Raw genomic sequence first — 25,354 nt, forward strand, 5'->3', positions numbered from 1 at the left:
ATAAAAAAGGCGGCTGTTTAATAATGAAAATTTTAACTTTAGGCGCAACCGGACGGACCGGCAGCCATATATTGAAGTCTGCACTTGGTGATGGCCACCATGTGACGGCCCTCGTGCGGGATGCAGAAAAAATCCAGGTGGAAAACAGCAATTTAACGGTGATGGAGGGCAATGCACTGAGTAAATCAGACATAGAGAATGCGGCAGCGGGCATGGATGTTGTAATCAGTGCGCTGGGTACAGACGGGACGACGACACTCTCAGAGAGCATGCCCTTTGTTATCAAAGCAATGGAAGAAGCGGGGATAAGACGGATCATCACCATCGGAACTGCGGGCATTCTGGACAGCAGGACCGAGCCCGGGAAATTACGCTACCAATCCAATGAATCAAGAAGAAGGACGACGCGGGCGGCAAAGGAACATCATAAAGTCTATGAGCTGCTTGAAAGGTCGAATTTGGATTGGACGATCGTCTGCCCGACCTACCTGCCGGATGGTGAGTATACGGGTGAATATCGTGTGGAGCGGGATTTCCTGCCCGAAGAAGGGAAAATGATCTCCGTCCCTGACACGGCAGAATTTGCATACAGTCAGATCGAAGACGACAGATTTATTAAATCACGTGTAGGTATTGCTTATTGAGACTCCACAAAAAATAGGGACTTTTGAAAGTCCCTCCTTGTCAATTTAGACGCTATTTTGCACCTGTTTTAAGCGCTATTTTGCCTTTAAGAATGTAACTAGCATAACCAGTTGAAGAACGCTATTTTATCGTCTTTGAGGAGTATTCAAAATTGTATGTATACGAGGAGAAAATATTATTATGTTGAATTTCATTTAACTACCTATATTTAGTTTAAAACAAATAGAACGAAACTCCTTTTGAAGATTCAGGATAAATACACACAATATCACCTCAAATTAAAATTGAGAGTGTTAAATATGTTGGTCAAATGATCAGATAATAAAGAGAGCACTTTTTTAAGCTCAATATATCAGTTGACGATGTAGTTTTTAGTTGAATATTACTTAATTACTCAACAATGTAAACCCTATTTTTTAGCTAACTAGATGGCATTAGTAGTGTTTATCAAAACTATTCTATTCTCTTAAAACAAAGTGGAATATTGCTCTTCTATATTGATGTTCATAGTTGTACTTATGCAACTGCTAAACTAGACTCAAAAGTTGAGTTCTACTCGACGGTTACACACGTGAGCTCTAATACAGATTTAAGCATTGAAGTCTGTACTGGCCATAGTGGCTGTGAAAGTGATAGTTAATGTGATTTCACTTTTATAAATAAGTATAATTACTCATTCTCTGGAATGATTCAGATAGTGTGAAATAAAAAGTAGTAGACCAACTGGAATAATGGTTGGTCTACTACTTTATTGAATTTATTTAAGTTGCAAATCTGTTAAGCAGGTGCTGTCTCCTTCAAAAGTAGAGAAGTCATGGCTCACAGCTTTATCATGGTAACTGATTTCCATCGTATAATTTTTATCTCTTGGTAACCAGAAATCCAAAAATCCATTTTCAAGGGTGGTCAATGTCTCGTCAACATAAATCTCGCCTTCATCGTCTGTGATCTTTACATTCATCTTTTCGTTTGCCAGTTCACCTTGACAGCCTGTCAAGCTATGAAATTCGCACGGATGAGTGTATGTAAGATAAGGAGCCACCGAAACGAAAAACTCATCTTCAGGAAGAGTGTAAGTATCTTCATTGCTATCATCCTGTACAACAAGGGTCTTATCGTTAATAGAAGCCGACTCTACTGTATTACTGGCACTTAATTCTGAAACAAGCTCTTTGATGTCTATTTCATTAGAAGTTGATTCATTTCCGCACCCAGCTATAATTAACGTTAATCCTAAAAAAATTGGCATTAAGTATTTCTTCATTAAAAAAACCTCCTTATATTTTATTGTATCAATTCGTGTCACTTGCTTTATAAGAGAATATAACGAATATATGAAATATTGATTTAAGAAAAGACAGACTATGACATTTACTTTCTTTTCTTAAATATTTTAAACGGGTTTTCCGGTTTTTGTATTTATAGCTAGAATCCTTGGAAATCCCCGAAGAAGGGCTGCAACCAAATGATGATCTGTGTTAAGCCATCGAAATACAACAGTACACCCATCAGAATCATGATCACGCCACCAACCTGCATAATTCTGTTTGAGTATTTCAACATCCAGCGTGTTCGGGATACAAAGAAACTCAAAATGAAGAATGGAACTGCACAACGGCAGGATGGAAGTCGAAAGTGAACCCGGTGAAGGAACAGTATTCAACATATCTTTGCCAAAGGAGAAGACGTATGAAAAAGGTATTATTGATTGATGATGAAAACAGAATGCTGGAATTGTTGACTTTATATTTGCAACCTTACCATTACGAATGCAGAAGCGCCCTGGGGGCGAAGAAAGGACTTGAATACATCGAAGAAGAAAGATTCGACATCGTACTGCTCGACATCATGATGCCTGACATGAATGGGTGGGCCGTATGCAAAGAAATCCGCCAGCATTCGGATGTGCCCATCATCATGGTGACTGCACGGGAGCAGAAGGCGGATATCGTCAAAGGCCTCAAATTGGGTGCAGATGACTATGTCACAAAACCTTTTGATGAAACAGAATTGATCGCACGAATTGAGGCACTGTTACGGAGAACACAGTCTGGCAATCAGATTGAAATGGACGGATTGGTATGGAATAAGAATCAATTTGAATTGTCCTTTAAGAGTCAGTATATCAAGTTGACACCAAAAGAATTTGCTCTCATTGGATTGTTTATGAAAAATTCGGGAAGAGTATTTACTAGAAATCAATTAATTGATTTGATATGGGGGATGGAATCTGAGACTGAGGGCCGAACAGTAGATTCACATATCAGAAATATTCGTGAAAAAATAAGAGTAACCGGTTTTCCCATTGACGAATATCTCCAGACAGTATGGGGATTTGGTTATAAATGGATGAAGAAATAGAATAAGAAGCATACTGATCAGTTTTCAGTATGCTTCTTATTGATGGATACTTTTGATTAGGCGATTTCTTTACAAGCCTCTGCACATTTGAAGCAAGCTTCTGCACATTTTTGACAATGATCATGGTCATGTTTTTTACATTCATTTCCACATGCCTCACATATTTTAGCGCATACTGCCGCCAGATCAGAAGCAAATGGTGAATTTCTTGTTAACGCTTGTTCTAAAAATGCGCATATATCCGCACATTCACGGTCCAGGCGGATGCACTCTGCCATCATTTTTACGTCTTCTTCCTTTAAACAGGCATCGTAACAATGGTTACACGCTTGCATACATTCATGTAACGTTTGAATCAACTGTTGATGTTGTTCATGAGCCATTTAAAATCCCTCCTATGATTTTTAAAACGCTTACATTATTGTCATTTCCCGTTCATTTCGCACGTTGTCATTTTCGATGTTATTTTGCACTGATTTAGGCGATAATTTGCACTATAGTTAAGAAATCCTGCTAATTTTTCATAAAGACAGCTGGATTTTTAAAGTTGGTTATGCAAAATAACACTTAAAATATATGCAATTTACCGTCAAAAATGACACCCAGGCTTACTCACGGTCTTCACGGTCCGTATGACGGTATAGTCAAACCGGCTGTTCTCAATCCATTCCTCAGGTTTCTCCTTGGCGCCCGTCTCTTTTGATGCTTCAGACTCATCCAGCCGGACCGGGCTCAAATAGACGATGCGCCCGATATTTTGCTGCTGTGCCGCTTCAAGCGACTCGATCACGGCACCATGGTCCACCAGCGCATCCTGCTCCCCGCCCGCACCGAAAGTCGCCGCCCCGATATAAATGATGGCCTGGACATCCATAATCGCTTTTGTGAAGTCCCCATCATCCGCAAGCATCACGTGCGCTGCGCCGAACATCTTCAGCTCTTCCGCCCTGTTTGTATTCTCCGCAACGGTCACAGCTTCATGCCCTTTTTCAGCCAGCTGCTTTAAAACGTATTCACCCAACGCCTCACTGCCGCCAAACAGAAACACCTTCATCCGACCCCTTCTTTCCGCTTGTATATTTACACTTTCTACTTCCCCCTCCAGCCCTGCCGTAACCCTCTATGGTTTAAAAATAAAAACCCCCACCCTCGAGTGAACATGACTCGAGGATGGGGGATGCTTTGCCGGTGGGGCTGTTTATTCCTGTATCGGGATGCCTTCTGTAGTCACTTCTTCTGAGATGATGTATTCAAGTTCTTCGAATTGATAATGCACATGCTCAATTTCGCCTGTGAACTCGAAGTCCCCTTCATCTTCATAGGCCGGACTGACCGGATACAGGAGATCTCTGCCGACATCCAGCCCTTCAAATGCAATCTTGAACGGCAGCGTCTCGACATCAGCTTCACCGACAGGTTCGTCATTTATATATAACGTGCCTGTACCCTGATTGTCGCCGGTGTTTTCAAAGTTGTACCTGATTTCATTTGCCCCTGCCTCGATGCCGGATGAAATGGTGTAACGTTCTGCACCGTTGTTGTATTCATAATGCAGCTCGCCGTCTTGGACATAGAACGTGTAGCCGCTGTTCCTGTTTCCGAGCGCAAGCAGCACACCTTCATCGCCTTCATCCAATTCAATCGGAATCGTGATTTCATAATTACGGTCCAGGGTGAGAGGTGAGGCGGATTCGCTCAAATGTGACATGCCTGGATAAAGCGTGAAGGACTCCCTCGCTCTTAAGTTATCTGCCGGTAAATTCCCGAGTCCGTCCAGGAAATTTTCGGAGAGCGGCAGGGCGCCGTTCTTCTCTGCCTCGACATGCCATATATCAATCAGATTATTCAACACTTCCGGATACTCATCCGAAATGTCATTGAGCTCTGAGAAATCACTGGTCTGGTCAAAGAGCTTCCACTCATCTTCTGAAAAGTCCGTTCCCGGCTCATGGACGGATACCGCTTTCCAGCCGTCATGGTAGATCGTCCTATGGCCGCTGTGTTCAAAGTACTGGGTGTCTTTTCCTGTGAATGCCTCAGGATCATCGAAACTTGCACTGAAGCTGACGCCCGTGATCTCCATCTGTTCAGTATCGTTCATATATGCAGGCGGTTCAATGCCGAGGACATCATAAACCGTCGCCGTCAGGTCGCTGACATGTGTGAACTGGTCCCTGACCTCGCCCTTTGATTCGATGCCTTCAGGCCAGTGGACGATCAAAGGCAGTCGTATGCCTCCGGCGTGGGTGGTGCCTTTAAATTCCTCGAATGGCGTGTTGCTGACCTGTGCCCAGCCGGCCGGATAATCACTGCCGCCCCGCTCGCCGCCGATTTCATCCATATTTTCATACATATGGTCGAAATCCTGGAGCACTTTGTTGTAGGCCATGGCCTGGTTCATCGTGCCCTGTTCCCCGCCTGAGAAGCTGGCGCCGTTATCGGAGATCAGCATGATGAGTGTGTTGTCCAGTTCACCCATATCCTCCAGGTGATTCATCAGCTTCCCGATCTGCTCATCGGTGTGGGTCAGGAACCCTGCGTAAGTCTCCATGAATCTTGCGTATAATTCCTGTTGTTCCTCATTCAGTTCATCCCATGCAGCGATGCCGTCTGCGCGGGGCGCCAGTTCTGCGTCTTCAGGGATCACACCCAGCTCTTTCTGCCTTTCAAACCTTTCTTCCCTGATGACATCCCAGCCTTTATCGTACTCACCTTCGTACATCTCGATATACTCTTCCGGCACCTGATGCGGCATATGCTGCGCGCCGAAACCGAGGTACATGAAGAATGGATCATCGGGACGCAGTGAGGCATGGTCGGTTATGTACTGGATGCCGTTTTCGACGATGTCTTCTGAGTAATGATAGTCTTCTACATCGGGCACCGGAGCAGGGCTGTTGTCCCTGAACAGTTCCGGACGGTACTGGTCTGAAGAATCTTCGAGGTTGCCGTAGTACCTGTGGAAGCCCCTGCCGAGCGGCCATCTGTCATACGGGCCGGCCGGTGAAAGTTCAACGGTCGGTGTGATGTGCCACTTGCCGAGGCCGAAGTTGGTGTAGCCGTTCTCACCGAGCACTTCAGTGACGAACCCCGCTTCTTCAGGTATTTTGGCCCGGCTGTTCGGCTGACCTTCACCGAAGTCGAAGTTTGCCACATTCCCCATCCCGACAGCATGGTTGTTCCTGCCGGTCAATAACGAAGCGCGGGTGGGTGAACATACCGGCGATGTATGGAAGTTGTTGTATTTCAATCCGTTCTCGGCAATCGCATCAATGTTCTCTGTATCAATCTCGGAGCCGAAACTCCCAAGGTCGGAAAACCCGGCATCATCAAGGATGATGTACATGACGTTCGTCTTGTCTTCCGTGCCTTCCGTACCCTGATGGCCGGCACCGCCGCCTCCGGCAGCCCCTGCCGTTTCCCCTCCGAGCAGCAGAGCGGCTGAAAGTGCGAGTGTGCTGAGTTTTGCGAACTTACCGACATACTTTTTCCAAGGCTTGTCTTCTCTTTTAACGTTCAAATGTATTTCCCCCTGTTTTATGATTGAGCTCTGAAAGTCTTCCTAAACATCCGACACACAACGGAATCCTATGTTCCCCGAAGCGCTGTCCGGTGTGTTCTGTGATCTTGCGGCCACCCTGTAGCGGTTGCAGTAGGACTCGTGGCAAAGGTATGATCCCCCTTTCATCACACGGAATTCACCGGATTTCGGACCCTTGGGGTCCTTTCTTCCTCCCCTTTTATGCACGCTTTTGGAAAACCGGTCCGAGCACCACTCCCAGACGTTGCCTGTGATGTTGTACAGGCCGTAGCCGTTGGGAGGGAACGAGACGGCAGGCGCAGTCCCCTTATAGCCGTCTTCAGCCGTATTGTTTTTCGGGAATTCCCCCTGCCATATATTGCATAAATGTTCGCCTTCAGGCGTGAGTTCATCGCCCCACGGAAATTTTTTGCGCTCGAGACCGCCGCGCGCGGCGAATTCCCATTCAGCCTCCGTCGGCAGCCTTTTCCCGGCCCATTTTGTGTAGGCATTGGCATCATTCCAGGATACGTGCACGACCGGGTGGTCCATCCTGTTTTCGATATTGGAATCCGGGCCTTCCGGATGTTTCCAGTATGCCCCCTGAACGACGAGCCACCACGGCGTCTGCTGAATCATCCTTTTGATCTTCCTCTTCGTCCGTTCACTGACGAACTGATAAAAGACGAAGGACCATCCGAATGCCTCCGCCTCCGTCACATAACCCGTCTCCTCCACAAACGCCTGAAACTCCCGGTTGGTGACGGTATGTACATCCATATAAAACGGGCTGACTTCAATTTTCTTCGAAGGCCCTTCCCCGTCCTGCGGATAGCCCTCCTTGCCGTTGGTGCCCATGAAGAAGCGCCCGCCGGGGATGTAAATCTGATCATTACTTTTTGTTCTTGGTGAAGCGGGCTTTATTTCCTCCACGGGTGTCTGGGTCATTGTACCTCTCACACCCGAAATATCTTTTCTGTTCACGCTGCAGCATGCTGATCGCTCTATCGCTTCCACTTCCTTTCGAATAACTTATTGAAAACGCTATCAATTCAGATAATTCAAATAAAAGCATACTCATCATCAGTTGGCATATCTACGTATGTTTAGTACTAAAACATTAATAATATTAGTACTTTTAATTCTAATATGTAAAAAGAGTACAAATTAAAAAAGCTTCCCGAAGGAAGCTTTTCTCTCTATATTTACTTTTCATCATCATAAATGGCGACCAGCCTGCCCTGGACTTCGCCGCGGGCGAGTCTCTCGATCCCTTCCGGGATTTCGTCAGGGGTGATCTCCGACAGTGTCGGTGACAAATCTCCTGAAGCCATCAAGTCATAGATTGCTGCGATGTCTTCCTTGTTGCCGCCGACTGAAGCCAGCAGCTGTTTTTTATTGACGATGAAATCCGTCACGTTGATCGTCGTCTGCAGTTTACCCATGCCGACCAGCACGACCGTGCCTCCTGGTCTCACTGTCTCGAGGGCTTTGGAAGTCGTGACGTCAAATCCTGCATAGTCGACGACAAGGTCCAGCTCTTTATCGGCGAGTTCCGAAATATCGGATACAACCTCTTTGGCACCGATTTTTTTCGCCAGTTCCTGGGCCCTCTCAGAAGTATCGACTGCATAGATGTCTTCGATACCCTGGGCGACTGCTGCCTGCAGTGCGAACTGACCGAGGCCGCCGATGCCGATCAATGCAATCTTCATGCCCTTTTCGGCTTTACCTCTTGTGAACAGTGCGTGGTAGGATGTCATACCGGCATCCGTCGCTGAAGCAGCCTGTTCGATGGATAATTCATCCGGCACCGGAACGAGGTCGGATGCAGGCGCATGGATGTGCGTACCGAATCCGCCGTCGTAGGCATAGCCCGGTGCAAGACCAGACGGCCCGGTCGGACATATGGCCACGCGGTCGCCTTCCTTGAAGTCCGTCACACCTTCACCGACTTCGATGATGGTGCCTGCGTTCTCATGTCCCATGATGACCGGGGCATTCATTAAAGCCATCCAGCCTTCGTCTTCCATCGTACCAACGTCAGAGTGGCATAAGCCCACCGCCCCTGTCTTGATGACGACGTGGTCCTTCTCCGCTTTCGGAGTCTCTTTTTCGACCATTTCGAGTGGTTCGTGTGTTTTAGTGAATTGCCAACCTTTAATTTCAAACACTTCCTTTCTGATGATGAATTTTATAAGATTCAACACTTTAATGATTCCCTTAATCTGTTTTTTAAAACATACAGGCGGGTGACCTACGGGGCTTGATTGTCCGGGAAAAGGGAATAACAAATTAAAGCCTATCATTTTAAGGAGGATATTATGCATATATTGAGAAATGACCAGTACTTCCGCTACGGGGATGAAGACTTTCAGGTGCACACGAAGCGGCCGGGCCTGATATTCCAGGATTTCGACCGTGAAGATTATGCCTTCGGTCCTTTGAGCCGGATCGATCATGTCCATCTGTCGCAGGATTATCTCATAAAGATGCACCTGCATCATAATGATGAAATAATGAGCTACATTTACAAAGGTGAAATGCGCCATCGCGACACGGAGGATAATGAAGTGGTGCTGACACCGGAGCGGCTGATGGTGATGAACGCCGGCCGTGAGTTTTATCATGAGGAATCCACACCGGATGCGGGCAATGAAATGCTGCAGATACTGATTCGTCCGGAAAAGGAGGACCTCGAGCCCGATGTGCAGTTCTGGGAGCGTGAAATCAGGGATGATGCGGAATGGAATCTGATTGCGGGGCCTGCCTCCATGGATCCGCCAATGCGCATAAGGAATGAAGTGGCAGTGTTCGACGTGCATGGGAAGGCGGGTGACGAACCCGCCCTGCCCCGGGAAGAAGCCATGACACCATGGCTCTATGTAATGGACGGCAGTGTTGAGATCCCGGGAGACGCGCTTAATAAAGGTGATGCAGTCACCGGCAGCCGTGAAGAATTGACATCGATCAAACTGAAGGAAGACTCGACGCTTGTGCTGTTCCTCGTCGACCTGGATGCACCGATGACATTGAAAGGCAATTTCAGTGGCCATAAGAGGAATAATATGAAAAGATATGGGAAATAGGATCACACTGCCCAATCAAAAAATCCAAGGAGTGCATTCAAATGTTCTTTAAACAATTCTTTGATAAGAAACTCGCACAGAATTCCTATATGGTCGCGTGTCAGATGACGAAGGAAGCAATCATCATCGACCCGAAACGCGTCCTCGACGAGTACAGTGAAACGGCGGAAGCGGAAGGTTTCGATATCACCCATGTCACCGAGACGCATATCCATGCCGACTTCGCATCGGGGCTCCGTGATGCGGCAAAACGCTTCGGCGCGACGGCTTATGTATCCGGTGAAGGCGGTGATGACTGGCAGTAAGAGAACATGCCGGAAGATGCCGTCTACCTGAAAGACGGGGATATCATCAATGTCGGTAACGTCGAACTCAAAGTCATCCATACGCCCGGTCATACGCCTGAAAGCATCTCTTTCATGCTGACCGACCGCGGCGCCGGGAGTGATGAGCCGATGGGCATCTTCACAGGAGATTTCCTCTTCGTCGGCGACATCGGCCGGCCGGATCTGCTCGAGGAAGCCGCCAAAATGGAAGGCACGACTGAAGAAGGCGCCAATGCGATGTTCGATTCCCTGCAGAAAATAAAAGACCATCCTGAATTTCTGCAGGTATGGCCGGGACACGGGGCAGGCAGCGCATGCGGTAAGTCACTCGGTGCCGTCCCGTTATCCACCCTTGGATATGAATTCAGGAACAACTGGGTCTTTGAATATGAGGATAAAGATGCATTCATCAAGGAATTGACGAGTGATCAGCCCGAACCGCCCAGCTACTTTGCGCAGATGAAGAAGGTCAACAAGGAAGGCCTGCCTGAATTCAAAGTGAAGGAAGTTGAAGTGGGCACACCGGATGAACTGCCCGGCCAGCTGTTTGATTTGAGAAGTAAGGAAGCATTCAAAAAAGGATTTAAAAAAGGCGCCATCAATATTCCATACAATGACAAATTCCTTCAGTTTGCAGGATGGTACGTGGATTATGATCAGCCGATGACGGTCATTGCCAAGCCTGAAGACAGTAAAAGGCTTCAGAAAGACCTCGCATCCATCGGCTTCGACAACCTCAGGCTGATTGTGCCTGAAGACGAGGCAGACAGATATTTCGATGATTCATATGAAAACGTGTCAGTTGAGGACTTTATTCATAATCATGAGGAAAAGAAGATTCTTGACGTCCGGGCGAGGTCCGAATATGAGGCAGGCAATGTGGAGAACGCCCATCATATCCATTTCGGCCATCTCGATGAAAAAGAAGTGCCGTTCGATAAAGACGATACGATCCATGTCCACTGCCAGTCCGGCATACGGTCGGCCATCGCAATGAGTGCACTCAAAGCCCGCGGTTATAACAATGTCGTGAATATAGATAAAGGCTACGCAGGCATTAAAAAAGCGATGAACTGATGGGCATCACCGTTACACATCGAATGAAAAAGAGGAACTTTTTTAAAGTTCCTCTTTAATGTGTTTAGAATAACACCATGGATATATATAATGTCAGGACCATGAAAAACATCGAAGAAGCGATCCCCGTGACCACTCCGGGAACAAGGATCGATCTTTTTGAAACGGAATTCCTGATCAAAAAGACTGCAGCAATCAGGCTGCTGATGAGCCAGAGGACCATGAATTGAAAAGTGACATCTTCAATGTTTGAGATGGATGACAAAAAGTCGCTGTAAGCGATATAAATATAAAATGCGATCGCCAGCACCAGGATGATGGTACTGTATAAGTAATGGAAAAATGGCTCTTCCTTATTGATTGACTTCCTGACCCCGGCTGCGAGCAGATAAAGTCCGGCAGATGTGATTATGAATAATAATATGGCTAACAACAAAACACCTCTTATATGCTAAAAGTTCCTTACTTTAAATGATATCTTATCCGGAGATAAACTTCAGGGAGGATATCCATTCTTTTATGAACGATATATGACGTTTCATCTCTGGACACCGGTGCATTAAAGAAGCATCCATACAATTCTATGGATGCTTCTTTAATGATTATTTGACGATCATGACAGGGGCGTTTACGCGTTTGGCGACTTTGTGGCTGACACCCCCCATGACCATTTCCTGAAGGGTGTTCAGTCCCCTGCTGCCGAGGACGACGACACCATAACTGCCTGCATTTGCGAAATCGACGACCGTCTGTGCCGGCGTACCATGCTCGAACTTTATCTTGTACGTGACATCATTTTCATCATAAAGGGCGATGATATCGGAGAGTTTCGCCTTCCTGTTGAAGGTGCTGCCTTCCCCGTGAAGCACTTCATCTTTTGAATCCTCCGCGTCGATGACATTGAGGATCGTCACCGTGGTGCCCTCCCCGATGAAGTTCAGCGTCTGCTGTGCTGCCCTGTAACTGTTGTCCGAACCGTCTGCTGCAAGTAAAATTGACTGATACATTTTCATCTTCCTCCTTTATGTGAGGTGCTGTTCATTGAGCTGGCTGAGTTCTTTGACGATTTTCCGGCTGTCTTTATTCATTTGGCTGACATAAACGGTATTCCCTTTTTCTTCGAACTTCCTGACGATGGTGTCGACTGCATCGACTGCCGAATCATCCCATAGATGGGCGCCTCCAAAATCGAGATGTATATCTTTATCATACTTTTGGAACTCGATTTGTTCAATCGTCGTATCGATGGAAGCGAAAAAGATCTGGCCGACGAAGCGGAGTGTGATTGCATCGGCCGTCTCTTCAAGATGCACATCCACTTTTGAAATTTTCGTCGCGAAGAACAATGCACTGAATATGACACCGGCGACGACTCCAATGGCAAGGTTGTCCGTCACGAGGACGATGAGCACCGTGATCACCATAACGAAGGCGTCCGTCCTTGGGGCTTTTGCCATGAACCGGAAAGAACCCCAGTCGAATGTGCCGATGGAGACCATGACCATGATGCCTGCTAAGATCGGCATCGGGATCTGCACGACCCATTCCCCAAGGACGATGATCATGAACATCAATACGACACCGGCTGTGAATGTCGACAGCCTGGTCGTTGCACCGGATCTCACGTTGATGACCGACTGGCCGATCATTGCACAGCCCCCCATGCCGCCGAAGAAACCTGTGACGAAGTTCGCGATGCCCTGTCCGCGGGATTCCCTGTTTTTACTGCTGTATGTGTCTGTCGCATTATCGACGATGCGTGCAGTCAATAAAGTCTCGACAAGCCCCACGACCGCCATGGACAATGAAAAAGGCAGTATGATCATGAGTGTTTCCATGGTGAACGGCACATCCGGGATGAAGAAGCTCGGAAGCGACCGTTCGATCGTACCGAGGTCGCCGACCGTACCCACATTGGCACCGAAGGCGATATAGATGCCGGTCAGCACCACAAGCGCAATCAGCGGTGCCGGAATCTTCTTGAAGAAACGCGGCAATATATATAAAATCAACAATGTAGCGATCAGGTAGATATATGTATCTATCGAGATGCCGAAAATATGTTCAAGCTGCGACATGAAGATCATGATGGCCAGTGCATTGACGAAACCGATCATGACAGAGTTCGGGATGAATTTCATCAGCTTCCCGACTTTGAGTATGCCGAGTATAATCTGTATGACACCCATCAGAATCGTGGCGGCAAGCAGATAATCGACGCCGTATTCACTGACCAGCGGCACGACCAGGAGTGCGATCGCCCCTGTCGCTGCGGAAATCATCGCAGGGCGTCCGCCGACGAACGAGATGATCACTGCAATAAGGAATGACGCATACAGTCCGACCATTGGATCGACCCCTGCAATGATCGAGAAGGCGATGGCTTCCGGAATCAGGGCGAGTGCAACGACGATTCCGGCCATTATATTGGTGCCCGGATCGGTCAGCCACTCCCTTTTAAACTTTTCTACCATAATTTAATACACTTCCTACTCTATAAATTGACTAAAGTCATTATAGCAGAAAAGTTTCATATGTATACCCCTTTTTGAGAAAAGCATGATGCAGTCATGTTATAATATTGTAAAGACTGGAGGCCTTCCGATGAAATACGGATACATAAGACCTGTTGAATTATATGACGATGTTGAAGGTCAGAAGAAAAAAATCCTTGAATATACCGGGCATCTGTTCATTGAAGCACATGCCGACAATAAAAAGAGGACGGCACTTGAAGAGCTGCTGGAGACACTGGAGGACGGCGATGAATTATTTGTCACCGATTTTTGCGTCCTTGCGGATTCAACGAAACAGCTTGTCGATATCATCGACTCATGTATGGATAAATCCGTGAAGATACGCATACTCAACCCCGATATTCTGGTGGATGCCGGGACTCAGTACAGTTTCCAGAAAATCCTGAACGAAATCTCCAACTTCCAGAGCGATGCCGTGAAGTTCAGGACACAGTTGGGTGTGAGCAAGGCAATCAAAGACGGCAAAAAGATGGGACGGCCGAGACGGAGCGATGACAATATAAAGAAAGCCGTCGAAATGTACATGTCGAAGCAGTATACGCTTGATGAAATCAAGGAGAAAACGAACATCAGCAGAGCGACACTATACAGGCACCTGGAAAGCTGAACACCATATCAAGACTATCGGAAGTGATCGGATGAGCATTAAGAGAAAGAAGATATACGAGGAAATCGTCGATATCATACTGGAAGATATAAAATCAGGTGAGTTGGAACCGGGTGACCGGCTGCCCTCCATCACCGACATGGCCAAGGCGCATCAAGTATCTTCAGCTTCTGTCAGGGAAGCCTTGAACAGTCTCCGGGTGATGGATGTCATCGAGGTAAAGCATGGCCAGGGCTCGTTCATCAAACAGAAGATGCCGCTCGGTTTTGAACAGAATTTTGAAATCATCACACGTGCGGATATAGAAAATCTGCTGGAACTGAGAAAAATCATAGAAGTGGGATGCGCGAGGACTGCAGCCCGGAAAGTGGATGAGTCAGGACTCGGGAAAATCAAAGCGGCCCTTGATAAAATGCCGACGGCCCTTGAGAATAATGAACTCGGCGAGCAGGCGGATTATGAATTCCATATCAGCATAGCGGAAGCAACAGGTAATCCCCTCCTGGTCAGCCTGCTTGAAGATGTCTCGGAAACGATGCTCCGCACGATGAAGGAAACACGGCGGATCTGGCTCTATGAAGGCCATAAATCCATTGAAAAAATTCATAATGAGCATAAGCTGATCTATGAAGCGATCAGAGCCGGCAGTGATGAAGCGGCTGCCGGCCATATGTACGACCACCTCCAAGGGGTGGAGGAATTATTATTGAAGCATTATTGAAGAGGCCGGGGCCTCTTCTTTCTTATATTTGACTGAAGATTCGTAAAACCTTCCAAAAGCCCTTGACAATCAGAAAGCGGTTACATATACTGTCGTTATATCTCTAGTCATCAGATGACTAGATGTCATGTGGAACAAAGGGGGAATTTTCATGCTGGTGCTTTTAAGTCTTTTGCCGATCCTATCGATCTTCTTCTTCCTGGTCATCCTGAGATGGCCGGCTAAGAAAGGGATGCTTTACAGTTTCATCATTACAATCCTGATCGCCTTCTTCGGCTGGCAGATGGGCGTCATTGAAATCGCGGCGGCCTCTTTCAAAGGGGTGATGACTGCCCTTGAAGTCGGCGTCATAGTATTCGGTGCAGTGCTGCTGCTCAATATGATGAAAGTGAGCGGTGCCGTCGACACCATCCGGTCTTCATTCACGAGCATCTCACCTGACCGGCGGGTCCAGGCGATCATCGTTGCATGGCTGTTCGGAACGTTTCTGGAAGGTGCGGCAGGATGGGGTGCACCTGCGACCATCGTCGGGCCGCTTCTGATCGCACTTGGTTTCCCGGCGCTTGCAGCCGTCATCATCGCGCTCATGCTGCAGTCCACTCCGGTATCCTACGGTGCAGTGGGCACACCGATACTGGTCGGCGTCAACACGAGCCTTGAAAACCAGCCGGTGGTGAATGAACATCTGAGCAGCGGAGGGATTGAACTGTCCACTTTCATCTTTGATGTCGGTGCCCAGGTATCCATATTCCATGCGATGGTCGGCCTGTTCATTCCGCTCTTCATGTCAGCCATGCTGACGCGGTTCTTTGGGAAGAACAAGAGCTTCATGGAAGGTCTGGCAGTGTGGCCGTTTGCGATTTTTGCAGGTCTCGCGTTCGTGGTGCCCTACTCGCTTACGGCAAATTTCCTCGGACCGGAATTCCCTTCATTGATAGGCGGGCTCGTCGGCATGCTGATCGTCATCCCGCTTGCCAGAAAAGGGTTCCTGATGCCGAAGGAGACGTTCGAGTTTCAATCGCAGGACAAATGGCCCAAGTCCTGGTTGAGTGACATTACAAGTGAAGCGGCGGCGTCCCGCAACATTTCAATGATGAAAGCATGGCTGCCCTACGTCCTGGTGGCACTGCTCCTCGTCGTTACAAGGATCGAAGCACTCGGCCTGAGGGCAATCGTTTCTGCGTGGCAGGTGACGTTTGATGACATATTGGGGACCGGGATTACACACAGCTTATCACCGTTGATGATTCCGGGGGTGGTGTTCATCCTGGTCGCCGTTGCAACCGGATTCCTGCATAAAGTGGACTACAAAGGGATGGGCAGTGCATTCAAAGTATCGTGGAAGACGATCCTTTCAGCCATGGCCGCCCTCATCGTGTCGGTGCCGCTCGTCCAGGTCTTCATCAATTCAGGGATCAACGAAGCCGGCTATGAATCAATGCCATTGGTTCTCGCCCATGCAGCCGCAACATTATTCGGTGACGGCTGGCCGCTGGTCGCTCCTGCCATCGGCGCGCTCGGCGCATTTGCAGCAGGGAGCAACACGGTCAGCAACATGATGTTCGGACTGTTCCAGTTCGGCGTGGCGGACCAGATCAATGTCAGCCCGCTCGTCATCGTCTCGCTTCAGGCGGTCGGCGGCGCAGCAGGCAATATGATCTGTGTGCATAACGTGGTGGCGGCGAGTGCGGCGGTCGGTCTGATCGGCAAGGAGGGCTCCATCATCGCCAAGCTGCTGATACCGACGGCATTCTATATCATTTTCGCCGGGGCGATCGGCTATGTGTGGATCAACGGCATCAGCTTCAACGCCGGTTCCCTCATCATTGCAGCGATCCTCCTAACAATCATCAGCGGGATACTTTATTCTTATAAAAGCTTAAGGGAAAATAAAGAAATGCTTTAAATGGAAGGAAGACTGGTTATGAATAATACGGATTCGAAAAAAGTCATATTGATCGGTGCAGGCATCATGAGTGCGACATTCGGCTCATTCCTGAAGGAAATCGAGCCCGGCTGGAATATTAAGCTCTTTGAACGGCTGGATGCACCGGCCATGGAAAGCTCGCACGGCCAGAACAATGCCGGCACCGGCCATGCGGCGTTATGTGAACTGAACTATACGGTCGAGCAGCCGGACGGCTCTGTGGATATCGAGAAGGCGAAGGAAATCAATGAGCAATTTGAGGTGTCACTCCAATTCTGGTCGTACCTGGTGAGGAACGGACGCATCGATGATCCGGAGTCGTTCATCCGTCCCCTTCCCCATATCAGTTTCGTATACGGGGAGGATAATGTGAATTTCCTGAAGAAGCGTTATGAGGCACTCTCCCCCCTGTCTATGTTTGCAGGCATGGAATATTCGGAGGACCACTCACGGCTGGCTGAATGGATGCCTTTGATGATGGAAGGGCGTGATCCGGGCGAACGCGTTGCTGCAAGCAGAATGGACGGGGGCACCGATGTGAACTTCGGTGAACTGACCCGGAAGATGATTCAGGATTTAAGCGGGCATAAGAATGCCGAAGTCCATTACAGACAAGAAGTGGTTGATTTCAGGCAGCGGGATAATTCACAGTGGGAAGTGAAAGTGCGTAATCTTGAAGATGGCAGCATCGAGTACCATGTGGCGGATCATATTTTCATCGGTGCGGGCGGCCATGCAATCCCCCTTCTGCAGAAGACGGGCATCCCGGAAAGCAGGCAGCTCGGCGGGTTCCCGATCAGCGGGACGTTCCTGGTATGCAACAATCCTGATGTCGTCGAGCGGCATGACGCGAAAGTGTACGGAAAAGAACCGAAGGGCACGCCGCCGATGACCGTCCCCCACCTGGACAGACGGTATCTTGAGGATAAGACGAGCCTGTTGTTCGGCCCTTTTGCAGCGATCGGACCGAAGTTCCTGAAGGCAGGTTCGAATACGGACCTGTTCAAATCAATCAAGTCCAATAACGTATTGACGCTGTTGTCCGCCGGGGCGAAAAACCTGCCGCTGGTCAAATATTCCATCCAGCAGGTCATGATGGATAAGGAAGACCGTATGAAAGAGCTCCGTAAATTCGTGCCCGATGCAAAAGATGAAGACTGGGATCTCCATGTGGCCGGGAAACGGGTGCAGGTCATCAAGGATACGGAAGAGCATGGCCGCGGCTACATCCAGTTCGGCACGGAAGTCGTCCATTCGGAAGACAACACCGTCATCGCACTGCTCGGTGAGTCCCCGGGCGCCTCAGTATCGGTATCAACGGCGCTTGAAGTTTTTGAAAGGAGCTTCCCGGACCATATTGGAAAATGGACGCCAAGGATACAGGAGATCATCCCCTCCTACGGCCATTCTTTAATAGAGGACAGCACTTTATTGAAACAAATCCGGAAATCGACCGCCGGGGATCTGAACCTCGATCAATGAATCTATAAGACATAAGAAAACCCGTATCATCCGGAAAAGTCCGGCCGATACGGGTTTATTTCATGTGGATCTTACCACCAGTTGTTTGCGTTGCGGAATTCCATTGCTGCTTCAACAGAACCGTAGCGTTCTTCAGCATAATTGATCATGCCGGATGTCTGTTCTGCAACAGAGCCGGTGCCCCATGATTCTTTCGTCTGTCCAAGGCCTCTGTAGCCAAGTTCGTTGACTGCATCCGGATTGCCGCTGGATTCAGGCATGACGATGTTTTCCCACATTGCTTCAGTGCCGCCCGCTTCAAGGAACTGCGCCTTGGTGGAGCCGCTCTCTGCCGGTGCTGCAGACTGGCTGTCCTGTGCAGGCTGCTGTACAGTTTGTGCCGGTGCTTCCTGTGCCTCTTCCACCTGTGGCGCTTCCTGCGTCACTTCAACAGTTTCCTGTGCAGGCTGTTCCTGCTGGACAGGCGTCTCATTCACCTGAGGTGCAGGCTGTTCTGCAGCTTCAGGTTGTGCTGCGCCGTTGCCGTATGCCCAAGTGTAATTGACACCGTCGGATTTGAAGTCATAGTCGACATTGTTCAAGTTGAAATTGTAGTGGTACTCGCCTTCATGAAGCGGTGCATCGTCAAGTTCGCTTGAATGAGACTGCGCCATTTCAGCAAGTTCCTGTTTATTTATATTGTGCTCTGAAGCTTCTGCATCATCCGCTGCCGTAAAGCCGCCGATGCCCAGGCCAAGAGCTAAAGTTGTAGTCAGTATTGTTTTTTTCATAATTAAATTCCTCCAAAACATGATTTATCTCAAAGCTTATGGTTCAAACTTTTGAGATAGATGTTTTCTTCCGGTCCTGCATTTCCAGGACATGACCCAATGTAACATGTAATGAGGCCCGGCAGGTTACAGTCCGGTGATAACGAGGTTACAATGACGTCATGTACTGTAATGCGGATGTAATGTGGAAAGTGTGGAACTTTAAAAAGCCGCCGCACGTTGATCTGTCTCTAAATGTACACCGTCCCTTCTTTTGAATAAAATCCTTAAAAATTATGTTGTAACTTCATATGCGCATCCAGTATAATCATATGTAAGCGCATTCAAAAATAGAGCGCGGGATTTTTATTTGCATCTGGCTGTAAATGCTCTGTTGTCTTCATGTCCATGTCATCAGAAGCTAAAAATATAAGGACAACAAATTTGCAGAGTATTGACAATTTTTTGAAACAGGGATAAAATTTCAATTAAGAACAAAAAAGGGGGATATAATTATGAAGTTGAACAAGTTTTGGTTGTTGTCTGCTTTCCTGGTATTCGTACTCGTGCTTGCTGCCTGCGGCAACGGCGGGGACACCGGCGATGAAGGCGCCGAAGAAGATACCGGCACCGAAGAGGAGACGACTGAAGAGAGCGGAACTGAGGAAGACGGCGCAGAGGAAACGACGGATGACGGAGGGGAAGCTGAAGGGGAAACACCTGACTTCCTGACATTGCTCACCGGTGGTACAAGTGGTACTTACTATCCGTTAGGCGGCGAAATGGCGTCGAATATTTCTGATGAAACAGGTATTCAGACGGATGCATTATCTTCAAACGCTTCTGCTGACAACATAATCGATCTGCAGAACGGCGAAGCGGAACTGGGCATGGTACAGACAGATACAATTGCTCAAGCTGTTGAAGGCGAAGGTGCATTTGAGGGCGACCCGGTCGATAACGTATTGGCATTGGGTGCACTTTATCCGGAAACTGTCCAGATCGTCACGACGGCCGACTCCGGCATAGAATCGGTTGAAGACCTTGAAGGCATGACTGTTTCAGTTGGTGCACCGGGTTCAGGTACATTCTATAATGCAGAGCAGATCCTCGAAATCCACGGCCTTTCACTGGACGACATCGATGCTCAAAACCTCGACTTCGGTGAATCCACCGGTGGTATCCAGGATGGGAACATCGATGCTGCAATCATTACAGGTGGTACACCGACAGGTGCCGTTGAAGAATTGACAGCCACAGTCGATGTAAGAATTCTGCCGGTCGAACAGGATATGATCGATCAGTTGATCGAGCAGTATCCATTCTATACGGAAGATACGGTTGAGGCTGGAACTTACGGTATCGAAGAGGATGTCACTACAGTTGCAGTCGGTGCAATGATTGCCGTTACAGACAGCCTGTCCGAAGATGTGGTATATGACATCACCGCTGCGATTTATGAAAATGCGGAATCCATGGCGCACGCCAGGGCTGCAGATATCACAGTGGACACTGCACTGGATGGCATCGGCATCGATATCCACCCGGGCGCACAGAGATACTTTGATGAGCAGGGTGTAGAGTCAGAATAAGGTTCATAAACATTACGGATATATGACCGGCAGTCAATCTTGCTTTAAATGGATGACTTCCGGTCAATCCGTTTGTTAAGAGGTATTTTTATGAAAAAAGTCTTAATCTTAATAGTGGTTCTGACATTTGCCGCCCTATTGGTGTTGTTTATTCCTGTGAAACAGTCTCTTGTTTTTTATAAGGAGAACACCAGTGAAATAGAGGCTTATCTCCCATTGGAGAATCAGGAAACTTTTCAAATCATCTTCACCCACTCCATCCACTTGACCGATGTGGTGGAAAAATACGTCGTTTTGGAAAATCAGCATATAAAACAGTATGAAATGATTTATGAAGAGTTTGGGATCGGCATGCCGGCCAATGCTCAAGGGGAAGAAGAATTTCATTCTGAAGACGGTAAATATCATATTACGAACATGAACAATGTCTTCCCGGAAATCAAATTGAGGAACGGTAAGGCCGTCTCTGAGCACAGGCTTGTCTGGGGACCGGATCATGAGCATATTACAGAGTTCAATAACTACTTCGAACCCGGAGCATGGTTCACTATACAAATAGATAATTTATCATTATGGCAAATGATACAAGGGGTGAGAATCCATGAGTGATTCAAAGAAACAGCAGGAAGAACAGAAAAACCTGGAACGGGAAAATGAGAGAATAGAAGAAAAAATGGCCGGGGGAGAAGAACTTTCCCAGGAAGAACAGGCTAAACTGATGGAAAAATATGATGCGGAATCCAACACGAGGAATCTCACCGGTATCATTGGAAAAATTGTCTTTATCATACTTATCGCATTTTCAGTATTCCAGATCTATACGGGAATGTTCGGACAATATACAGCTTATGTACAGCGTACAGTCCACCTGGGCTTCGCCCTTGTCCTGATATTCATGCTGTTCCCGGCAAGAAGGGGCGGCCCTAAGGGGAAGGTTGCCTGGTACGATTACATCCTTGTAATATTATCGATAATAGTTTGTGGATACTGGCCGGTATATTACGATACCATCGTGCAGCAGCTTGGAGGCGCGACCGAAGCCCAACTCGTCATCGGAAGCATAGCCATCCTGCTTGTACTGGAAGGTTCGAGAAGGGCTGTCGGCCTGCCTATCGTCATCGTGGCAGCCGCGTTCCTCATTTATGCATATTTCGGACCGTATATGCCGGGGGCTCTAGCCCACAGAGGGCTCAGCCTGAACCAGCTGGTCACGTCGATGTTCTTCACCACAGAAGGTATCCTCGGTACGCCGCTTGCGGTATCTTCAACTTATATTTTCCTGTTCCTTCTGTTTGGTGCCTTCCTCGTCCAGACGGGGGTCGGGTCATATTTCAACGATCTTGCTCTGGCCATTGCCGGAAAAAGGACCGGCGGGCCGGCAAAAGTGGCGATTTTCTCCAGTGCCCTGAATGGTACGATTTCAGGAAGCTCTGTTGCCAACACGGTGACCACAGGCTCTTACACGATTCCAATGATGAAGAGGCTAGGCTACCATAAAAACTTTGCCGGGGCCGTAGAGGCAGCTTCCTCCACCGGGGGCCAGCTTATGCCGCCGATCATGGGAGCAGCAGCGTTCCTGATGATCGAGTTTGCCGGTGAGAGCTACTGGGACATCGCGAAAGCTGCAACCATCCCTGCCCTTCTATACTTCACCGGTATATGGATAGTGACCCATTTCGAAGCCAAACGGATCGGCCTCCTCGGCCTGCCGGAGGATCAGCTTCCGCCTAAAAAGGAAGTATTGAAGAAGATACATCTGCTTCTGCCGATTGTAGCCATCGTCTGGCTGCTCTTCCAGGGGTTCAGTATTGAAAGGACGGCACTCTACGGTATCGCGATCACGATACTCGTCAGTCTCTTCCGTAAAGATACAAGAATCACTCCCGGCAGATTCATCATCGCCCTTACATCAGGTGCGCGTACAGCACTAGGAGTGGCCGCAGCCACTGCCTGTGCAGGCATCATCGTCGGTGTTGTGACGAGGACCGGACTCGGATTGAAATTCGGGAATATGCTGGTCGATATCGCGGGTACACTTGCGTTCAATGTTGAGATGCAATTGATCTTGACACTTGTGTTCACGATGATCGCATCCATCATCCTTGGTATGGGATCACCGACGACGGCCAACTACATCATCACTTCGACGATTGCACTGCCTGCGATTCTGGCACTGAATGACCAGTTGGATGTCGCAGTGCCGGTGCTTGCAGCGCATATGTTCGTATTCTACTTCGGTATCGTTGCAGACATCACCCCGCCGGTGGCCCTTGCCGCTTTCGCCGCAACGGGTATTTCCGGAGGGGAACCGATGCGGACTGGAGGGAATGCGGTCAAGCTTGCAATAGCCGCATTCATCATACCTTACATGTTCGTACTCCAGCCGCAGATATTAATGATTGATACCACCTTTGGCGAAGTGGCTTTCATTACCCTTACGGCATTGATGGGGATGAATGCAATAGGTGCCAGTATGGTCGGCTACTGGTACAGGAAGATTCCTTGGTATGTCAGGATCATCGCTTTCCTGACGGGAATTTTCCTTATGTATCCGGGACTGCCTTCCGATGTCATCGGCATTCCTATATTCGTCCTGTTGATCGTTCTGCAGTTCGTCATCAAAGGCGGGCCGACGTTCGGTAAAAATAAAAAAGAACAGGCTGCCAGCCAGTCATGACAAGAAACTTTTAAAATCTCCCATGTTCAAGCGGGTCCATGCTTGAGCATGGGATTTTTAATGGAGAAATTGATAAGAGAAAACCCATATGATACACTTATCCATAAGGTGTAATATTTCATAATCAAGGGAAGGATTTTGATGAATAAGAATATGAAAGGAGCCGTGTATGATGGAAAAGTCATTGTATGAACGTTTAGGCGGCATTTACAACATTGCAGCAGTGGTGGAACATTTTGCGGAGGGACTGGCGAAAGACCCCGTTGCGGGGGAACAGTCCGATAACCCTTTCCTCAAAGACTGGTACAGTAACAGAAGGTGGCGTGAGCCCGGCTTTAAAGTGCTGACGACCTTGTGGGTCTGTGAAAAAGCGGGCGGCCCGTATCATTACGTGAGCACAGAACCGAACGATGATTCCCTTGATCTGGAACCGACACACTATGATATGAAACTGACTGAAGAAGAATTTGACGCAGCAGGCAAAGTCCTCGCCGATACGCTCGATCACTTCAATGTGCCTGAAACAGAAAAAAATGAAGTGCTGGAGGCTTTTGCGGCACATAAAGAAGAAGTCATCAGCGGTACGATCAAATGATGCAAAACATAAAGGAACACTTCCCCTGTCGGTCTGAATCCGGGAAGTGTTTCTTTTATGATAGCCCAGTAAATTTTTGGTGATTTTCACCCATTATTCATGAAAATTTAATCATGGCGAAGTATAATGCAGTGATACATAAATTATGACAGCAGGTGAAGAAATGGCTGAAATTACACTCAATAAAAATAAATTGATGATAGATGAACTGATAGATATTAAGGTAATGACTTCGGAACCGGGGCAGCAGGTCAAAATAAGCATGGAACTTGCAGATGAGGAAGGTAAAATGTTCCGTTCCTGTGCCGAATTCATATCTGATCAGAGCGGCAGAATAGATCTGGACACCGCTAAACCGCTCAACGGCACATATGAGCATGCAGACGGCACCGGACTGTTCTGGTCGATGGTCAGAAAAGACACAAAGCAGGATGACTACTTTATTAAAAAAACGGATGAAGATATGGAAGCGACGATTTATGTCACCGGCGATGAGGAAATACTGGCTGCAGAAAAAGTGATGCTGCAGTTTAAAGGTGAAAGGGTTGTAGCACTCGAGATAGAACACCCTGAACTGAAGGGTAATCTGTATGCTCCGGCGGAGGAAGGCACTTATCCGTCCGTCATGATACTCGGCGGATCGGATGGCGGCAACACTGCCCATGCCGCAGCTTATCTCGCAGGTAAAGGCTATCTGGTCCTCTCCCTGTCCTACTTCAATGATGAAGGGTTAAATGAACATTTGGAAAACGTCGATCTAAATTACTTTAAGCAAGCTTCCGGGTATCTATCAAATCATGAAAAAAGCGATGGCAAAGTAAATCTGATCGGCTACTCCAAAGGTGCAGAGCTTGCGTTGCTGCTTGGAGAGACATTCAATTCATATCAGACCATCATTGCAGGAGCAGGTTCGAACTATGTCACTTCAGGTATGAAAGGCGGTATTTTCGCCCCGGTAACCGGCTGGACGCATGACGGTGAAGCACTGCCCTATTTGAAAATGAAATTCCCGGTCAGTTTCATGTTCTCCACCATCAAAAACTATATTAAGAAGCGTCCGTTCTATTTCCTGGATGTATGGAAGAAATCCCTGAAGCGGAAAAAAGCAGCTGATCATAAAATCGATGTAACGGGAATCGATGCACCGCTGCTCATTATTTCAGGCGGCGAGGATAAGCTGTGGCCTTCAACATCTTTCAGCGGTGAAATAAAAAAGGAAAGGAACAATAAGGCCGATCGATACCTGGATTATCCCGGTGCAGGCCACTTCATCTCTTTTCCATACAGCTTTAACCAGATGCCTGCCAATGTCCTGATGAATGTGGATGGGATGATTATAGATTTCGGGGGCACCAAGCGGGAGAATGCATATGCAGCGGAAGAATCCCTGGAAGAGATTCTGGAGTTCCTGAATCGGAATAATTAAAAGTAACAGTGATTTCATTTGAT

At 47.9% G+C, this 25,354-nt stretch carries 22 protein-coding genes and 1 pseudogene; 13 read left to right on the top strand and 10 right to left on the bottom strand.

Features of this window, described 5'->3' with window-relative positions; translation table 11 throughout:
• The first annotated feature begins 23 nt into the window (after positions 1 to 23).
• On the top strand, positions 24 to 644 hold the full coding sequence (locus LPW40_RS08240; protein WP_230821771.1) for an NAD(P)-dependent oxidoreductase: 621 nt from the start codon (positions 24 to 26) through the stop codon (positions 642 to 644).
• A 758-nt stretch (positions 645 to 1,402) separates the two neighbouring features.
• Here LPW40_RS08240 and LPW40_RS08245 read toward each other — a convergent pair.
• Positions 1,403 to 1,909, bottom strand: a complete 507-nt coding sequence (locus LPW40_RS08245; RefSeq protein WP_230821772.1) for a CueP family metal-binding protein — start codon at positions 1,907 to 1,909, stop codon at positions 1,403 to 1,405.
• 425 nt (positions 1,910 to 2,334) lie between these two features.
• On the opposite strand from LPW40_RS08245, the gene LPW40_RS08255 reads away from it, so the two are divergent.
• The gene (locus LPW40_RS08255; RefSeq protein WP_230821774.1) at positions 2,335 to 3,006 is read left to right on the top strand and encodes a response regulator transcription factor; all 672 of its coding nucleotides are present in this window, start codon (positions 2,335 to 2,337) and stop codon (positions 3,004 to 3,006) included.
• A gap of 56 nt (positions 3,007 to 3,062) precedes the next feature.
• Here LPW40_RS08255 and LPW40_RS08260 read toward each other — a convergent pair whose 3' ends face one another.
• The 5 genes from LPW40_RS08260 to LPW40_RS08280 all read right to left on the bottom strand — a co-directional run bounded on the left by LPW40_RS08260 (position 3,063) and on the right by LPW40_RS08280 (position 8,733).
• Entirely contained in the window at positions 3,063 to 3,389 is a 327-nt protein-coding gene (locus tag LPW40_RS08260; RefSeq protein ID WP_230821775.1) for a four-helix bundle copper-binding protein, read from the bottom strand.
• Between the two features lie 206 nt (positions 3,390 to 3,595).
• Positions 3,596 to 4,060: an SDR family oxidoreductase gene (locus LPW40_RS08265; RefSeq protein WP_230821777.1), complete on the bottom strand. Its 465-nt coding sequence runs from the start codon at positions 4,058 to 4,060 to the stop codon at positions 3,596 to 3,598.
• 144 nt (positions 4,061 to 4,204) lie between these two features.
• Entirely contained in the window at positions 4,205 to 6,526 is a 2,322-nt protein-coding gene (locus LPW40_RS08270) for an arylsulfatase (protein WP_230821778.1), read from the bottom strand.
• Positions 6,527 to 6,568: 42 nt separating this feature from the next.
• A complete protein-coding gene (locus tag LPW40_RS08275) occupies positions 6,569 to 7,474 on the bottom strand; it encodes a formylglycine-generating enzyme family protein (protein ID WP_269063298.1) in 906 nt (301 codons plus the stop codon).
• 257 nt (positions 7,475 to 7,731) lie between these two features.
• Positions 7,732 to 8,733 (bottom strand): zinc-binding dehydrogenase, encoded by a 1,002-nt coding sequence (locus LPW40_RS08280; protein WP_230821781.1) that lies wholly within the window; start codon positions 8,731 to 8,733, stop codon positions 7,732 to 7,734.
• A 117-nt stretch (positions 8,734 to 8,850) separates the two neighbouring features.
• Here LPW40_RS08280 and LPW40_RS08285 point away from each other — a divergent pair, with 117 nt between their 5' ends.
• Both LPW40_RS08285 and LPW40_RS08290 read left to right on the top strand, forming a co-directional pair.
• Complete coding sequence (locus tag LPW40_RS08285; protein ID WP_230821783.1) at positions 8,851 to 9,615, top strand: pirin family protein; 765 nt, start codon at positions 8,851 to 8,853, stop codon at positions 9,613 to 9,615.
• Between the two features lie 41 nt (positions 9,616 to 9,656).
• Positions 9,657 to 11,018: pseudogene (locus LPW40_RS08290) on the top strand (MBL fold metallo-hydrolase).
• Between the two features lie 64 nt (positions 11,019 to 11,082).
• On the opposite strand, the gene LPW40_RS08295 reads toward LPW40_RS08290, so the two are convergent.
• From LPW40_RS08295 to LPW40_RS08305, 3 genes are all read right to left on the bottom strand, one after another.
• Positions 11,083 to 11,451 carry a hypothetical protein gene (locus LPW40_RS08295; RefSeq protein ID WP_230821784.1) on the bottom strand — a complete coding sequence of 123 codons (369 nt, stop codon included), beginning with the start codon at positions 11,449 to 11,451 and terminating at the stop codon, positions 11,083 to 11,085.
• A 169-nt stretch (positions 11,452 to 11,620) separates the two neighbouring features.
• Positions 11,621 to 12,025, bottom strand: a complete 405-nt coding sequence (locus LPW40_RS08300; protein ID WP_230821785.1) for a universal stress protein — start codon at positions 12,023 to 12,025, stop codon at positions 11,621 to 11,623.
• 15 nt (positions 12,026 to 12,040) lie between these two features.
• A complete protein-coding gene (locus tag LPW40_RS08305; protein WP_230821786.1) occupies positions 12,041 to 13,492 on the bottom strand; it encodes a SulP family inorganic anion transporter in 1,452 nt (483 codons plus the stop codon).
• A 130-nt stretch (positions 13,493 to 13,622) separates the two neighbouring features.
• On the opposite strand from LPW40_RS08305, the gene LPW40_RS08310 reads away from it, so the two are divergent.
• The 4 genes from LPW40_RS08310 to mqo all read left to right on the top strand — a co-directional run bounded on the left by LPW40_RS08310 (position 13,623) and on the right by mqo (position 18,292).
• The gene (locus LPW40_RS08310; protein ID WP_230821787.1) at positions 13,623 to 14,162 is read left to right on the top strand and encodes a recombinase family protein; all 540 of its coding nucleotides are present in this window, start codon (positions 13,623 to 13,625) and stop codon (positions 14,160 to 14,162) included.
• A gap of 31 nt (positions 14,163 to 14,193) precedes the next feature.
• Positions 14,194 to 14,883 carry a FadR/GntR family transcriptional regulator gene (locus LPW40_RS08315; protein ID WP_230821788.1) on the top strand — a complete coding sequence of 230 codons (690 nt, stop codon included), beginning with the start codon at positions 14,194 to 14,196 and terminating at the stop codon, positions 14,881 to 14,883.
• A gap of 151 nt (positions 14,884 to 15,034) precedes the next feature.
• Positions 15,035 to 16,789 carry an L-lactate permease gene (locus tag LPW40_RS08320; protein ID WP_230821789.1) on the top strand — a complete coding sequence of 585 codons (1,755 nt, stop codon included), beginning with the start codon at positions 15,035 to 15,037 and terminating at the stop codon, positions 16,787 to 16,789.
• 18 nt (positions 16,790 to 16,807) lie between these two features.
• Positions 16,808 to 18,292 (top strand): malate dehydrogenase (quinone), encoded by a 1,485-nt coding sequence (gene mqo / locus LPW40_RS08325; protein WP_230821790.1) that lies wholly within the window; start codon positions 16,808 to 16,810, stop codon positions 18,290 to 18,292.
• Between the two features lie 71 nt (positions 18,293 to 18,363).
• Here mqo and LPW40_RS08330 read toward each other — a convergent pair whose 3' ends face one another.
• Positions 18,364 to 19,062 carry an aggregation-promoting factor C-terminal-like domain-containing protein gene (locus tag LPW40_RS08330; protein WP_230821791.1) on the bottom strand — a complete coding sequence of 233 codons (699 nt, stop codon included), beginning with the start codon at positions 19,060 to 19,062 and terminating at the stop codon, positions 18,364 to 18,366.
• Between the two features lie 494 nt (positions 19,063 to 19,556).
• Between LPW40_RS08330 and LPW40_RS08335 the strand changes: the two genes are divergently transcribed.
• The 5 genes from LPW40_RS08335 to LPW40_RS08355 all read left to right on the top strand — a co-directional run bounded on the left by LPW40_RS08335 (position 19,557) and on the right by LPW40_RS08355 (position 25,331).
• Positions 19,557 to 20,633 carry a TAXI family TRAP transporter solute-binding subunit gene (locus LPW40_RS08335; protein WP_230821792.1) on the top strand — a complete coding sequence of 359 codons (1,077 nt, stop codon included), beginning with the start codon at positions 19,557 to 19,559 and terminating at the stop codon, positions 20,631 to 20,633.
• 48 nt (positions 20,634 to 20,681) lie between these two features.
• A complete protein-coding gene (locus LPW40_RS08340) occupies positions 20,682 to 21,242 on the top strand; it encodes a DUF1850 domain-containing protein (protein WP_230821793.1) in 561 nt (186 codons plus the stop codon).
• A 109-nt stretch (positions 21,243 to 21,351) separates the two neighbouring features.
• Positions 21,352 to 23,310, top strand: coding sequence for a TRAP transporter permease (locus tag LPW40_RS08345; RefSeq protein ID WP_413776003.1), 1,959 nt, complete (start codon positions 21,352 to 21,354; stop codon positions 23,308 to 23,310).
• A gap of 172 nt (positions 23,311 to 23,482) precedes the next feature.
• Entirely contained in the window at positions 23,483 to 23,905 is a 423-nt protein-coding gene (locus LPW40_RS08350) for a group I truncated hemoglobin (protein WP_230821795.1), read from the top strand.
• A gap of 163 nt (positions 23,906 to 24,068) precedes the next feature.
• A complete protein-coding gene (locus LPW40_RS08355; protein ID WP_230821797.1) occupies positions 24,069 to 25,331 on the top strand; it encodes an acyl-CoA thioesterase/bile acid-CoA:amino acid N-acyltransferase family protein in 1,263 nt (420 codons plus the stop codon).
• Positions 25,332 to 25,354 lie beyond the last annotated feature (23 nt).

The sequence above is a fragment of the Salinicoccus halitifaciens genome (assembly GCF_021026095.1).
GTDB classification, from domain to species: domain Bacteria; phylum Bacillota; class Bacilli; order Staphylococcales; family Salinicoccaceae; genus Lacicoccus; species Lacicoccus halitifaciens.

What these genes read in the sequence shown, in the direction of transcription:
- LPW40_RS08265 (WP_230821777.1), bottom strand. Translation starts at nt 4,060, where the DNA reads ATGAAGGTGTTTCTGTTTGGCGGCAGTGAGGCGTTGGGTGAATACGTT.
- LPW40_RS08330 (WP_230821791.1), bottom strand. Translation starts at nt 19,062, where the DNA reads ATGAAAAAAACAATACTGACTACAACTTTAGCTCTTGGCCTGGGCATC.
- LPW40_RS08340 (WP_230821793.1), top strand. Translation starts at nt 20,682, where the DNA reads ATGGATGACTTCCGGTCAATCCGTTTGTTAAGAGGTATTTTTATGAAA.
- LPW40_RS08335 (WP_230821792.1), top strand. Translation starts at nt 19,557, where the DNA reads ATGAAGTTGAACAAGTTTTGGTTGTTGTCTGCTTTCCTGGTATTCGTA.
- LPW40_RS08300 (WP_230821785.1), bottom strand. Translation starts at nt 12,025, where the DNA reads ATGTATCAGTCAATTTTACTTGCAGCAGACGGTTCGGACAACAGTTAC.
- LPW40_RS08345 (WP_413776003.1), top strand. Translation starts at nt 21,352, where the DNA reads ATGGAAAAATATGATGCGGAATCCAACACGAGGAATCTCACCGGTATC.
- LPW40_RS08315 (WP_230821788.1), top strand. Translation starts at nt 14,194, where the DNA reads ATGAGCATTAAGAGAAAGAAGATATACGAGGAAATCGTCGATATCATA.
- LPW40_RS08305 (WP_230821786.1), bottom strand. Translation starts at nt 13,492, where the DNA reads ATGGTAGAAAAGTTTAAAAGGGAGTGGCTGACCGATCCGGGCACCAAT.
- LPW40_RS08240 (WP_230821771.1), top strand. Translation starts at nt 24, where the DNA reads ATGAAAATTTTAACTTTAGGCGCAACCGGACGGACCGGCAGCCATATA.
- LPW40_RS08310 (WP_230821787.1), top strand. Translation starts at nt 13,623, where the DNA reads ATGAAATACGGATACATAAGACCTGTTGAATTATATGACGATGTTGAA.
- LPW40_RS08350 (WP_230821795.1), top strand. Translation starts at nt 23,483, where the DNA reads ATGGAAAAGTCATTGTATGAACGTTTAGGCGGCATTTACAACATTGCA.
- LPW40_RS08355 (WP_230821797.1), top strand. Translation starts at nt 24,069, where the DNA reads ATGGCTGAAATTACACTCAATAAAAATAAATTGATGATAGATGAACTG.
- LPW40_RS08275 (WP_269063298.1), bottom strand. Translation starts at nt 7,474, where the DNA reads ATGACCCAGACACCCGTGGAGGAAATAAAGCCCGCTTCACCAAGAACA.
- LPW40_RS08260 (WP_230821775.1), bottom strand. Translation starts at nt 3,389, where the DNA reads ATGGCTCATGAACAACATCAACAGTTGATTCAAACGTTACATGAATGT.
- mqo (WP_230821790.1), top strand. Translation starts at nt 16,808, where the DNA reads ATGAATAATACGGATTCGAAAAAAGTCATATTGATCGGTGCAGGCATC.
- LPW40_RS08285 (WP_230821783.1), top strand. Translation starts at nt 8,851, where the DNA reads ATGCATATATTGAGAAATGACCAGTACTTCCGCTACGGGGATGAAGAC.
- LPW40_RS08320 (WP_230821789.1), top strand. Translation starts at nt 15,035, where the DNA reads ATGCTGGTGCTTTTAAGTCTTTTGCCGATCCTATCGATCTTCTTCTTC.
- LPW40_RS08245 (WP_230821772.1), bottom strand. Translation starts at nt 1,909, where the DNA reads ATGAAGAAATACTTAATGCCAATTTTTTTAGGATTAACGTTAATTATA.
- LPW40_RS08255 (WP_230821774.1), top strand. Translation starts at nt 2,335, where the DNA reads ATGAAAAAGGTATTATTGATTGATGATGAAAACAGAATGCTGGAATTG.